The sequence below is a fragment of the Petroclostridium sp. X23 genome, assembly GCF_030013905.1.
GTDB lineage: Bacteria > Bacillota > Clostridia > SK-Y3 > SK-Y3 > X23.
Genome location: NZ_CP124862.1, coordinates 3,552,357 through 3,566,455, shown reverse-complemented (window position 1 = coordinate 3,566,455; position 14,099 = coordinate 3,552,357). Strand labels below are relative to the sequence as shown.

Sequence of the window (14,099 nt, the reverse complement as noted above, 5' to 3'; positions counted from 1 at the left end):
TCGATTTTCTCTATGTGCTAAATTTGACTTTTTCACAACCTGCTATAGGTGAATATACACATTTTTCTTTTTTAAGAATTTATAGAGGTCCTTGTTCCCTCTATATCCGCAGTAAATCCATACGGGAATGATTCCGATACCAACGGTAGCAGCACAGATTACGAGCATTAAGATGCCTTTCCCTATCATTCCTTTTTGAATATACCAGATTGGCCCTTTCACCAAGGCATCTCTATTCCATCCGTCTTTTTGTATTCTCATATGTCGCATGTGCACCTCCTGCTTTTTCCACATTATGCTTGCAGTATATATTTATCATGCTAATGTTACGGTTATTCGATTAATTGTTACAATAATGTAAACAATGCCAAAAGGACAGGTATAGGCCTGCCCTTTCAGCATTAAACGATTGATCTATAAAAATTTTTATGGAAGTATTAATGATCGATATATATATTTCTTCTCTTTAAAAGTTGGTAGAAATCCTTATTGGCCTGAAACCCGCAGTAAATCCATACCGGAATAATGCCGATGCCTAATGAGCATAAGCAAATGAGCAGCATCAGTAATCCCTTCCCAGGCATATTACGGTATATATACCAAAACGGGCCAGCAATAGCAGCTGCTGTATTCCACCCATCTTTGTGCACCACGATTTTTTTCATATTTACTCGTCCCCCCATGCATATCCTTGCGAGATCAACAAAGAAATATTATTACAATCATAATATTCCTATCAAAATAATATCCATTATTTGGGTTTTTATTCATTTTATATTATATTAGATGGACTTTGTTATTTCAATCATTATCGGTCGCAATATACAACGAATTGTGACATGGAGGGTTCTGAATTGTAAAGTAATGATTTGTTTTAGATGTTTATGTCAAAGATTGTAATAGTATTTTTCTATACAGCGCAAAAAAACGCGCCTATCATTAGACGCGTTTTTGCTTAGCTTATATTTAATTATTCAACGATAGATGTAACAACGCCGGATCCTACAGTTCTTCCGCCTTCACGGATAGCGAATCTTAATCCTTCTTCGATAGCGATGTTAGTAATCAGTTCAACATCCATAGTGATGTTGTCACCAGGCATACACATTTCAGTGCCTTCCGGCAGATTGCAAACACCGGTAACGTCAGTAGTTCTGAAATAGAACTGTGGTCTGTAGTTGTTGAAGAAAGGAGTATGTCTTCCACCTTCTTCTTTAGTTAATACATAAACTTCACCTTTAAACTTAGTGTGCGGTTTAATGGATCCTGGTTTAGCTAAAACCTGTCCTCTTTCGATTTCATCTCTCTGAACACCTCTTAGAAGTGCACCGATATTGTCACCAGCTTGAGCCTGGTCAAGAAGCTTTCTGAACATTTCGATACCGGTTACAACAACTTTTCTCGGCGCTTCAGAAAGACCTACTAGTTCAACTTCTTCAGAAACCTTAAGTGTTCCTCTTTCTACTCTACCGGTAGCAACTGTACCACGTCCAGTGATGGAGAATACATCTTCTACAGGCATTAAGAACGGAAGGTCGCTTTTTCTTTCCGGAGTTGGAATGTAAGCATCTACTTCTTCCATCAACTTCAGAATCGGAGCATATTCAGGTGCATTAACATCAGTTGAAGTAGATTCAAGCGCTACTAAAGCTGAACCCTTAACGATTGGAATATCATCACCTGGGAATTCATATTCGCTTAATAATTCTCTGATTTCCATTTCAACTAACTCTAATAATTCTTCATCATCAACCATATCTGCTTTGTTCATAAATACTACGATATAAGGAACACCAACCTGTCTGGAAAGAAGAATGTGTTCTCTAGTCTGAGGCATTGGGCCGTCAGCAGCAGATACAACAAGGATACCACCGTCCATCTGAGCAGCACCGGTGATCATGTTTTTAACATAGTCAGCATGTCCCGGGCAGTCAACGTGAGCATAGTGTCTGTTATCTGTTTCATATTCAACGTGAGCAGTAGAGATAGTGATACCTCTTTCTCTTTCTTCCGGAGCTTTATCGATCTGGTCGTATGCAGTATAGTTAGCTTTACCGGAAAAACCTAAAACTTTTGTGATTGCAGCTGTTAATGAAGTTTTACCATGGTCAACGTGACCAATTGTACCAATGTTAACATGGGGTTTGTTTCTCTCGAATTTAGCTTTTGCCATTTTAAAATCCTCCCTCTTGTATTAATGGACAATGGACAATGGACAATGGACAATGATGAGCGTACTCACACTTCCATTTCCACTTCCATCCCCATTTGTATTAATATTAAATATTTTTTGCAGGCTCATCCTGCGAAATATCTGTTTTAAACATTTTATTACTAATATTTCATATTTTCAAGAAGTAATTAGAAATCTGTTATAAAACTTTCTAATAAGCTCAAACCATTCATTGTACATTGTCCAATGTCCATTGTACATTTTATATCGGTTAGTCTGCTTTCTTTGTTCTTGAAGTAATAATTGTTTCCTGAATGCTCTTCGGTACTTCTTCAAAGTGGCTAGGTTCCATACTGAAGGTACCTCTACCTTGGGTTCTGGAACGTAATGTCGTTGCGTATCCAAACATTTCACCAAGCGGAACATTTGCAGTAATCTGCTGTGCTCCAGGTCTTGCTTCCATACCTTGGATCTGACCTCTTCTGGAGTTCAGGTCGCCCATTACATCTCCCATGTAGTCTTCAGGAACCATAACAACAACCTTCATGATTGGCTCTAACAGAACCGGATCCGCTTTTCTGCAGCCTTCTTTGAAAGCCATAGAACCGGCAATTTTAAACGCCATTTCTGAGGAGTCAACTTCATGGTAAGAACCATCATACAATGTTACTTTTACGTCAACAACATTGAATCCTGCAAGTACACCGGCTTGCATAGCACCTTGTACACCGGCATCAACGGGAGCGATATATTCTTTAGGGATAGCTCCCCCAACGATTTTGCTGACAAATTCGTAACCTTTTCCCGGTTCTTGCGGCTCAATTTCAAGGAATACGTGTCCGTATTGACCTTTACCACCGGACTGTCTTGCATATTTATGTTCAATCTTAACCGCTTTTCTGATTGTTTCTTTATAGGAAACTTGAGGTTTACCTACATTTGCTTCAACCTTAAACTCTCTTAAGAGACGGTCAACAATGATTTCAAGATGCAATTCACCCATTCCGGCGATGATTGTTTGCCCTGTATCTTCATCGGTATATGTTCTGAATGTCGGATCTTCTTCCGCAAGCTTAGAAAGCGCAATACCCATTTTTTCCTGCCCGGCTTTTGTCTTAGGCTCAATCGCAACCTTGATAACCGGTTCCGGGAATTCCATAGACTCAAGAATGATCGGGTTTGCTTCGTCACACAATGTATCTCCGGTAGTGGTATCTTTCAAACCAACCGCTGCAGCAATATCTCCGGCATATACCGTTGTAATATCCTGTCTGTGGTTCGCATGCATCTGAAGGATACGTCCGATACGTTCTCTCTTACCCTTTACAGAGTTAAGAACATGGGAACCGGAATCCAGCGTACCGGAATATACTCTGAAGAAGCAAAGCTTTCCTACATAAGGGTCAGTCATAATCTTAAATGCTAAAGCTGCGAATGGTTCTTCATCACTTGATGGACGAACCCCTTCTTCCCCTTCAGCTTCAGGAATAATCCCTTTGATTGCAGGTACATCCAGCGGAGAAGGCATATATTCGATAACTGAATCAAGTAACTTCTGTACCCCTTTATTTTTGTAAGAAGTACCACAAAGAACAGGAATCATTTGTACAGCAATCGTAGCTGATCTGATCCCTTTCTTAAGTTCATCGATCGTAATCTCTTCACCTTCAAGGTATTTCATCATGAGCTCTTCATCTTGTTCAGCAACAGCTTCAAGAAGGGCCGCATGATATTCTTCCGCCTTGTCTTTCATATCAGCAGGAATTTCTTCTTCTCTGATATCTTTTCCAAGATCATCATAATACATATATGCTTTCATTGCTACCAGGTCGATGATGCCTTTAAAGGTATCTTCCTGACCGATAGGCAATTGAATCGGCACTGCATTACATTTTAATCTATCCTTCATCATGGCTACAACATTATAGAAGTCAGCTCCCATAATATCCATTTTGTTTACATAGGCCATACGAGGAACTCCGTATTTATCTGCCTGACGCCAAACTGTTTCCGACTGCGGCTCAACACCACCTTTTGCACAGAATACAGTTACAGATCCGTCAAGTACTCTTAAAGATCTTTCAACTTCAACAGTAAAATCAACGTGTCCTGGTGTGTCTATAATATTGATTCTATGATCATTCCATTGCGCTGTCGTTGCAGCAGATGTAATGGTGATTCCTCTTTCCTGTTCCTGCTCCATCCAGTCCATGGTTGCAGCACCTTCATGAACTTCACCGATTTTATGAACCCTACCTGTATAAAATAGAATTCTTTCTGTTGTAGTTGTCTTACCGGCATCGATGTGCGCCATGATACCTATATTTCTTGTTTTTAGTAATGAGAATTCTCTTGGCACAGAACTCCTCCTTTCCTCAATGAGTGGGGAGTGATGAGTGGGGAGTGGGGAGTATTCTTCCCGTTGTCCCAAACTCTATTATCCCTATCAATAATTAATACTTATTTTATACATTCTTTTCGCATATACTAATATACAATATATGCTTATATATTTAGACTAAAATAGACATTTTTACACCTGGAAATTAATAGCTAATAAGTTTACCTTATGGATCGTCAGGATTTTGCTCCCCACTCCCCACTGTTCACTCCTCACTATTCTACCATCTATAGTGTGCAAATGCTTTGTTAGCTTCTGCCATCTTATGCGTATCTTCTTTCTTCTTCACTGAATTACCAGCGTTGTTGATCGCATCAAGAAGTTCATTCGCTAATCTTTCTCTCATGGTTTTTTCACCACGGTTGCGAGCGTATAATGTCAACCATCTTAAACCTAATGTCTGTCTTCTTTCAGGTCTTACTTCGATAGGTACTTGATAAGTTGCACCACCCACTCTTCTTGCTTTTACTTCAAGAACCGGCATGATATTGTTCATTGCCTGCTCGAATACTTCTAGTGGATCCTTACCGCTTTTTTCTTTAATAATATCAAAAGCTTCGTATACTACCTTTTGCGCTACACCTTTTTTTCCATCAAGCATGATGCTATTGATCAGCTTTGTAACAACCTTATCGTTGTACATTGGATCTGGGAGCACTTCTCTTTTAGCTATATATCCTTTTCTTGGCACTTTTCTTCCCTCCTTTGCATGATAAATCATTATCATCGGTACTCGACAACGCCGCGTATCCAGTTAATAGCTAATAATTAATAGTGAATAGTAGTTGCTCTGCTAAACACAATGCATTATTCACTATTCGTTATTCACTATTCACTGAATTAATCCGGTTGCCGTCAGTGCTGACTACTTGTAATTTATAATAACTATATATATAAACTCCGTACGTCGCACCTAAGTTTCGTGCATACCGCACGAATCAATTCATTCTTATTATTTTTTTGCTGCAGCACCTGGTTTAGGTCTCTTTGCACCATATTTCGACCTTCCCTGCATTCTCTTAGCAACTCCAGCAGTATCCAGAGTTCCTCTGATGATGTGATATCTCACACCAGGAAGGTCCTTAACTCTACCACCTCTGATCAGAACAACGCTATGCTCCTGAAGATTATGTCCAATCCCAGGGATATAAGCTGTTACTTCTACACCATTGGTAAGTCTTACTCTGGCAATTTTTCTTAACGCAGAGTTCGGCTTCTTAGGAGTCATGGTTTTAACTGCTGTACATACTCCTCTTTTTTGTGGCGAGCTTTGGTCAGTCGGCATTTTCTTCAATGAGTTTAATCCTCTTTGAAGAGCAGGAGCCGTTGACTTTTTTTCGGTTGTTTCTCTTCCTTTTCTTACAAGCTGGTTAAATGTTGGCATTCATACACCTCCCCTCGAGATCAATTAATAATTAACAATTAACAATTAATAATTGTAATTGGCGTATATGGCAGCTAGCGGTTCATCTATTAGCTGCTATTTCAATATAAAAAATACAGGAGCAAACTTAGCGCTTTTCAATTATTCACTATTCACTATTAATTATTCACTAACAATGACTGCTACTGCCGCTCCTACGGTTATGTCGCATGCTTTTCCCAATTCTTTCATGGTGTTCACATATTCAATCGGGACAGAGTGACTTTGGCAAAGTTCTTTAAAATGTCCTGTTACTTTTTCTTCTGCGTCTTTTGCTATAAATGCTTTTTTCACTTTACCGGTTTGTATTGCTTTTATAGATTGCTTTATTCCTACAATCTTATTTGCAGTCTTGAGTTCATCTAACATCAAATATTATCCCCCTGATTGCACATTTAATGAAGTATAAAAAACTGTGTATTTTCACACACTGCAATATTTTATCATTGAAGCAAATCAGTGTCAAGGGTTTTGTTGAGAAAAAAGCATAAGGGCAGACACAAGGCCTGCCCCTACATTTATATCCTGAACCGATTGTAAATTTATTCGATTACCAGCGGCTCTTCGACAGATTCGATGCTTATATCTCTGTATCGCGTCATACCTGTTCCTGCGGGAACAAGTTTACCGATAATAACATTTTCTTTCAACCCTACAAGAGGATCTATCTTTCCTTTTATCGCGGCTTCCGTAAGTACCCGTGTGGTTTCCTGGAAAGATGCCGCTGATAGGAAGGACTCGGTCGCCAGAGATGCTTTGGTGATACCAAGCAGTACACGACCGCCTTGGGCAGGTTCAAGTCCTTGTTCCAAAGCTTCATTGTTCTTTTGTTCAAATTCAAACATATCTACCAAGCTGCCGATTAACAGGTCGGTATCTCCCGATTCATCAAGCTTCACCTTACGAAGCATCTGTCTTACAATGACTTCGATATGCTTGTCATTGATATCAACACCCTGGAGTCTGTACACTCGCTGTACTTCCTGGATCATATATGCCTGCACAGCCTGCCGTCCCTTGATCTTTAATATATCATGCGGATTTACCGAACCTTCGGTTAATTCGTCCGCTGCTTCTACTACATCGCCATCGGCTACCTTGATTCTTGAACCGTAAGGGATGAGATATGTCTTAGATTCTCCGGTTTCATTATTAGAAATAATGATCTCTCTTTTCTTCTTGGATTCACTATTCTTCACAGTACCGGGTATTTCCGCAACGATCGCCAATCCTTTAGGTTTTCTGGCTTCAAATAGTTCTTCTACTCTAGGTAGACCCTGTGTGATATCATCCCCTGCAACCCCGCCGGTATGGAAGGTTCTCATGGTGAGCTGCGTTCCGGGCTCACCGATGGATTGGGCTGCGATAATACCTACCGCTTCGCCTACATTTACTTCTTCGCCGGTAGCAAGGTTGGAGCCATAGCATTTTGCGCATACACCGGATTTGGAATGACAGGTGAGCACCGAACGTATCTTCACTTTCTTAACGTTAGCTTTAACGATTTTTGCGGCATCATCATCACTCATCATATGTCCGCTAGGAACAATCACTTCTCCTGTTTCAGGGTGCAGCACATCTTCCATAGTATAGCGGCCTAATAGTCTATCCTCCAAGCCTTCTATGATCTCATTACCGTCTTTGATATCTTTAAGTACCATTCCTTCAGTGGTTCCGCAATCTATCTCTCTTACAATAACATCCTGACTGACATCTACCAATCTTCTTGTGAGGTATCCCGAGTCAGCTGTTCTTAACGCCGTATCCGCCAAACCTTTTCTGGCACCATGAGTGGATATGAAGTATTCCAATACATTCAGACCTTCACGGAAATTCGCTCTGATCGGTATTTCTATGGTACGACCTGATGTATTCGCCATCAGACCTCTCATCCCCGCCAACTGACGGATCTGGTTGATACTACCTCTCGCACCGGAATGCGCCATCATATAGATCGGATTGAACCGGTCCAAATGGTCCATCAGTGCATTAGTAACACTCTCACTGGTCTGGTTCCAAGTTGCTATAACAAGATTATATCTTTCTTCATCGGAGATAAGACCTCTCTTATACTGCTTGGTAATCTTATCAACCTTTTCTTCCGCCTGCGCAAGGAAGTCTTTCTTGGCTCCCGGAATCTCCATATCGGATACACTGATGGTAATCGCGCCCCGGGTTGAATACTTAAAGCCCAATGATTTAATTCTATCCAGAACAATCGCTGTCTCCGTCGTACCATGTGTTCTTATACATCTATCGACAATCTTGCCTAACGGCTTCTTATCGACTAAGAAGTTAATCTCCAAATCAAATATTTTGTCAGGATCGGTTCTATCTACATATCCTAAATCCTGAGGAATCGCTTCATTGAATAAGATTCTTCCTACTGTTGCGTCAATCAGTTTACTCTTTAGCTCTCCATCAATCATTTTTCTTACTCTGACTTTAACGGCAGCATGCAGGCTGACTACTCCGCTTTCATAGGCTAAAATCGCTTCATTAAAGTTGGAGAATATTTTCCCTTCTCCTTTGTCGCCTTTTTTCTCAAGGGTCAGATAGTAGCTTCCCAATACCATATCCTGTGTAGGTACGGCAACCGGACGTCCATCCTGAGGCTTAAGCAGGTTATTGGCTGAAAGCATGAGGAACCTTGCTTCCGACTGCGCTTCGGCAGACAATGGTACGTGAACCGCCATCTGGTCTCCGTCAAAGTCAGCATTATATGCGGTACATACAAGAGGATGAAGCTTAAGCGCTCTACCTTCAACAAGTACCGGTTCAAATGCTTGTATACCAAGTCTATGCAGTGTAGGCGCACGATTTAACAGCACCGGGTGCTCTTTGATTACCTCTTCCAATACGTCCCATACTTCATTTTTTACTCTTTCTACCATTCTCTTGGCACTCTTGATGTTATGTGCCAAACCGTCATTCACCAGCTTCTTCATTACAAACGGTTTAAACAATTCCAGAGCCATTTCCTTCGGAAGACCGCATTGGAACAATTTAAGTTCAGGGCCTACAACGATAACCGAACGCCCGGAGTAGTCAACACGCTTACCCAACAAGTTCTGTCTGAAACGTCCCTGTTTTCCTTTTAGCATATCGGACAGTGATTTTAGAGGTCTATTTCCCGGTCCTGTAACCGGTCTTCCTCTGCGGCCATTATCAATAAGCGCGTCTACAGCTTCCTGAAGCATTCTCTTCTCATTCCTTACGATGATATCAGGCGCACCTAAATCCAACAGTCTCTTTAAACGGTTATTTCTATTGATTACTCTTCGATATAAATCATTAAGGTCGGAAGTGGCAAATCTACCGCCATCTAATTGTACCATCGGTCTAAGCTCCGGCGGAATAACAGGCACGACATCCATGATCATCCACTCCGGTCTGTTGCCTGACTGTCTGAAGGCTTCAACAACTTCAAGACGCTTAATGGTTCTTATTTTTTTCTGGCCTGACGCATCTTTCAAATCTCTTCTTAACTCTTTTGAAAGTGATTCCAATTCGATTTCCTGCAGAAGGTCTTTGATTGCTTCCGCGCCCATACCGGCCTTAAATTTGTTGCCGTATTTCTCCATTGAGTCTCTATATTCCTTTTCTGAAAGCAGCTGCTTTTTCATTAAAGGTGTTTTTCCTGCGTCAATGACTACATAGGATGCAAAATAAAGGATTTTTTCCAATGCCCGGGGTGACATATCCAAGATCAAGCCCATTCTGCTCGGAATCCCTTTAAAATACCATATATGTGATACAGGGGCAGCCAGCTCAATATGCCCCATACGTTCACGTCTAACCTTCGACCGTGTTACCTCAACACCGCAACGGTCACAAACGATGCCTTTGTAGCGGATTCTTTTGTATTTACCGCAATGGCATTCCCAGTCTTTTTGAGGTCCGAAGATTCTTTCACAAAACAGCCCGTCTCTCTCAGGTTTTAACGTCCTGTAGTTAATGGTTTCAGGTTTTTTTACCTCACCTTTGGACCATTCACGAATTTTTTCCGGAGATGCAAGACCTATCTTAATTGCCTGGAAATTATTAAACTCAAACATGGCTTCAGCTCCCTTCCTTATAGTTCTTCGTCAAAATCTTCTATATCGTCTGAGGTGTCATCCTCTTCAAAAATATCATCAGGAAGGTCCTCATTGAGATTATTTACACTTTCCAATTCATCTATATCAAGGTCATCAATGAGCACTTCATCTTCATTAAAATCATTTGCATCATCATCATAATCATAAAGAGGCTCTTCATCTTCTCTGCCTTCGATGTTCACGCTCAGGTCTTCAAGCTCATCTTCCACCGATTCCTTAATCTCGATTTCCTGATTTTCTTCACTAAGTACCTTGATATCCAAGCCTAAGCTTTGAAGCTCTTTAATTAATACCTTGAAGGATTCCGGCACACCCGGCTCCGGCACATTCTCACCTTTTACGATGGCTTCATAGGTTTTTACACGGCCCACAACGTCATCCGATTTGACCGTAAGAATTTCTTGCAGTGTATAAGCCGCGCCATACGCTTCCAGTGCCCATACTTCCATCTCACCGAATCTCTGTCCTCCAAACTGGGCTTTACCACCAAGCGGCTGCTGTGTTACCAGCGAGTACGGACCGGTTGAACGGGCATGGATCTTGTCATCAACAAGATGCGCCAGCTTGAGAATGTACATATATCCTACCGTTACTCTATTATCAAATGGTACTCCTGTTCGTCCATCATATAACACTGTCTTACCATCCGGGTCATATCCTGCCTTCACAAGGGTTTCCATGATATTTTCTTCTGTCGCACCGTCAAATACCGGTGTCGCAATCTTCCATCCTAATGCCTTCGCAGCATAGCCCAAGTGAACTTCAAGTACCTGACCGATGTTCATACGTGAAGGTACTCCCAGCGGATTAAGCACGATTTCTAAAGGTGTGCCATCGGGTAGGAACGGCATATCCTCTTCCGGCAGTATTCTGGAAATAACACCTTTATTTCCGTGACGTCCAGCCATCTTATCACCAACAGAGATCTTTCTCTTTTGAGCGATATAGCATCTTACCAACTGATTTACTCCCGGAGGCAGTTCATCCCCATTTTCCCTGGTAAATACTTTCACGTCTACGATAATTCCTGCTTCACCGTGAGGTACTCTTAAGGAAGTATCTCTCACTTCTCTAGCCTTTTCACCGAAGATCGCTCTGAGCAGCCTTTCTTCAGCCGTAAGCTCGGTTTCCCCTTTTGGCGTCACCTTACCTACCAATATATCTCCCGATCTAACCTCAGCACCGATACGGATAATTCCTCTTTCATCAAGGTCTTTTAACGCATCTTCACCGACATTAGGGATATCTCTGGTGATCTCTTCAGGCCCCAGTTTGGTATCTCTTGCTTCAGATTCATATTCTTCGATATGAATAGAAGTAAATACATCTTCTCTAACCAGCTTTTCACTGATGAGAATCGCATCCTCATAATTATAGCCTTCCCAAGTCATAAATCCGATTAATATATTTCTGCCTAGCCCGATTTCTCCTCTATCGGTAGAAGGACCATCCGCGATGACTTCACCCTTGTGGACTTTATCGCCTCTGGACACGATAGGCTTTTGATTTATACATGTTCCTTGGTTGGAGCGCATAAATTTAAGCAGCTTATAAGTATCCCGTTTACCGCTTTCCGTCCGGATCACAATTTCATTGGCAGAAGCCTTTTCAACAATGCCCGCCTCTCTGGCCAGCAAAACAACGCCCGAATCTTTCGCTGCCTTATATTCCATTCCCGTTCCTACGATAGGAGAATCCGTTCTCAATAGTGGAACAGCCTGACGCTGCATGTTCGAACCCATCAGCGCACGGTTCGCATCATCATTTTCCAAGAACGGGATCATGGCGGTTGCTACCGACACTACCTGTTTTGGTGAAACGTCCATAAAGTCAACTTTTTCACTTTCTACTTCAAGGATTTCTTCCTTGAATCTTGCAGTAACCTTTTTATCAATAAATCTTCCTTCTTCATCCAGCGGCTCGTTTGCCTGTGCGACAATATATTCATCTTCAATATCCGCAGTCATATAAACGATTTCATCGGTAACCATACCGGCTTCTTTATCCACCCGTCTGTATGGCGCCTCAATAAAACCGTATTCATTGATTCTCGCATATGTACTCAATGAACTGATCAAACCGATGTTAGGTCCTTCAGGCGTTTCAATAGGGCACATACGTCCGTAGTGAGAATGGTGGACGTCACGCACTTCGAATCCGGCTCTTTCTCTGCTTAGTCCTCCAGGACCAAGGGCACTCAATCTACGCTTATGTGTTAGTTCCGCCAGCGGATTGGTCTGGTCCATGAACTGAGACAACTGGGAGCTTCCAAAGAACTCCTTAATAGCAGCAGCCACAGGACGAATGTTAATGAGCGCTTGCGGTGTTACAATATCAAGATCCTGAATGGTCATTCTTTCACGAACCACTCTTTCCATTCTGGCTAATCCGATTCTAAATTGGTTTTGCAGCAGTTCCCCTACAGAACGCAATCTTCTGTTACCCAAATGGTCAATATCATCTATAGTACCAATATTATAAGAAAGGTTATTGTTATAGTTAATGGATGCCATGATATCTTCAATGGTAATATGTTTAGGAATCAACTCATTGATTCTTTGTTTGATCTCATTTTTAATATCCTCTTCAGATGAATTTTCATCCAAAATGGTTTTTAACACATCATATTTCACTTTTTCAGTAATACCAATAGCGGTAACATCAAAGCTCACATGTGCTTGAAGATCTACCATACCGTTACCCAGTACTTTGACCTTTCTACCTTCAACATCAACGTTAACGGCATTCACACCTGCATTTTGTATACGCTCCGCAGTAACTCTATCAATTCTGCTGCCTGCTTCAACCAATATTTCTCCGGTTTGAGGATCAATAATATCCTCTGCTGCGCGTTGATTGTTAATTCTTACGGAAATTGCCATCTTTTTATTGAATTTGAATCTTCCTACCTTTGCGAGGTCATACCTCTTTTCATCAAAGAATAAGCCGCTTAATAAAGATTTCGCGCTTTCAACCGTAGGAGGCTCACCCGGTCTTAACCTTTTATAGACTTCAAGCAAACCTTCTTCTTCCGTTTTTGTACTGTCTTTTTCAATGGTTGTCAGTATTCTTTCATCTTCACCCAGAATGTCAACAATTTGTACATCCGAACCAAACCCTAATGCACGGATCAATACTGTAACCGGCAGTTTTCTGGTTCTATCTATTCTCACTGAAAAGATATCATTAGAGTCGTTTTCATATTCCAACCACGCACCCCTATTCGGAATCACTGTGGCCGAGAACAATTTCTTACCCACTTTGTCAAACTGCATAGCATAGTAAATCCCCGGCGACCTTACCAACTGGCTGACGATAACTCTCTCAGCGCCATTAATAATGAACGTCCCCTGGTCAGTCATAAGCGGAAAGTCCCCCATGAATATTTCCTGCTCTTTAACTTCTCCGGTTTCCTTATTGATAAGTCTTACTTTTACTTTTAGCGGTGCAGCATATGTAGCATCTCTTTCCTTACATTCTTCAACCGAATATTTCGGATTGTCTTCAAGAGAATAATCAACAAACTCCAGAATTAGATTACCTGTGTAGTCAGTGATGGGTGATACATCTCTAAATACTTCTCTCAACCCTTCTTCAAGAAACCATTTATAGGAGTTCTTCTGAACTTCTATAAGATTTGGCATGTCCAATACTTCATCAATTTTCGAATAGCTCATTCTGACATTTCTTCCAAGTTGCACGGGATGTACCATACTTTAGATCACCTCATTTTATTTTTAGGGGGGTTTTATCAATGATTTAGTATATTTTTTATAAAACTACATAAATTATAGCTAGATATCAATTTTTAGCAACACTAAAATATTATTAACAATTATTGCCTTGGTTATTCATTTATGATATAATTTATGTAGTAAAATCGACAATTTAATATGGCACTATAGCGTGTATAGCAATTGACTACAATGCAAGTAGTAATTTTAACATATTATCATCAATTAGTCAATAACTTTTTAAAATAAAAAAAACACCTCTTTCGAG

Annotated in this window: 9 protein-coding genes; all 9 read right to left on the bottom strand. The window is 40.9% G+C overall.

What is annotated here, in order from left to right:
- Positions 1-42 precede the first annotated feature (42 nt).
- Positions 43-270, bottom strand: a complete 228-nt coding sequence (locus tag QKW49_RS16750) for a hypothetical protein (protein ID WP_282863810.1) — start codon at positions 268-270, stop codon at positions 43-45.
- A 167-nt stretch (positions 271-437) separates the two neighbouring features.
- Positions 438-665 (bottom strand): hypothetical protein, encoded by a 228-nt coding sequence (locus QKW49_RS16745; protein ID WP_282863809.1) that lies wholly within the window; start codon positions 663-665, stop codon positions 438-440.
- Positions 666-970: 305 nt separating this feature from the next.
- On the bottom strand, positions 971-2,173 hold the full coding sequence (gene tuf, locus QKW49_RS16740) for an elongation factor Tu (protein WP_282863808.1): 1,203 nt from the start codon (positions 2,171-2,173) through the stop codon (positions 971-973).
- A 271-nt stretch (positions 2,174-2,444) separates the two neighbouring features.
- Positions 2,445-4,532 (bottom strand): elongation factor G, encoded by a 2,088-nt coding sequence (gene fusA, locus QKW49_RS16735; protein WP_282863807.1) that lies wholly within the window; start codon positions 4,530-4,532, stop codon positions 2,445-2,447.
- Positions 4,533-4,794: 262 nt separating this feature from the next.
- Entirely contained in the window at positions 4,795-5,265 is a 471-nt protein-coding gene (rpsG, locus tag QKW49_RS16730; RefSeq protein WP_282863806.1) for a 30S ribosomal protein S7, read from the bottom strand.
- 261 nt (positions 5,266-5,526) lie between these two features.
- The gene (gene rpsL / locus QKW49_RS16725; RefSeq protein ID WP_282863805.1) at positions 5,527-5,958 is read right to left on the bottom strand and encodes a 30S ribosomal protein S12; all 432 of its coding nucleotides are present in this window, start codon (positions 5,956-5,958) and stop codon (positions 5,527-5,529) included.
- Positions 5,959-6,120: 162 nt separating this feature from the next.
- A complete protein-coding gene (locus tag QKW49_RS16720) occupies positions 6,121-6,366 on the bottom strand; it encodes a ribosomal L7Ae/L30e/S12e/Gadd45 family protein (protein WP_282868162.1) in 246 nt (81 codons plus the stop codon).
- A gap of 173 nt (positions 6,367-6,539) precedes the next feature.
- Positions 6,540-10,055 (bottom strand): DNA-directed RNA polymerase subunit beta', encoded by a 3,516-nt coding sequence (rpoC, locus tag QKW49_RS16715; RefSeq protein WP_282863804.1) that lies wholly within the window; start codon positions 10,053-10,055, stop codon positions 6,540-6,542.
- A 17-nt stretch (positions 10,056-10,072) separates the two neighbouring features.
- Positions 10,073-13,810 carry a DNA-directed RNA polymerase subunit beta gene (gene rpoB, locus QKW49_RS16710; RefSeq protein WP_282863803.1) on the bottom strand — a complete coding sequence of 1,246 codons (3,738 nt, stop codon included), beginning with the start codon at positions 13,808-13,810 and terminating at the stop codon, positions 10,073-10,075.
- Between the last annotated feature and the right edge of the window lie 289 nt (positions 13,811-14,099).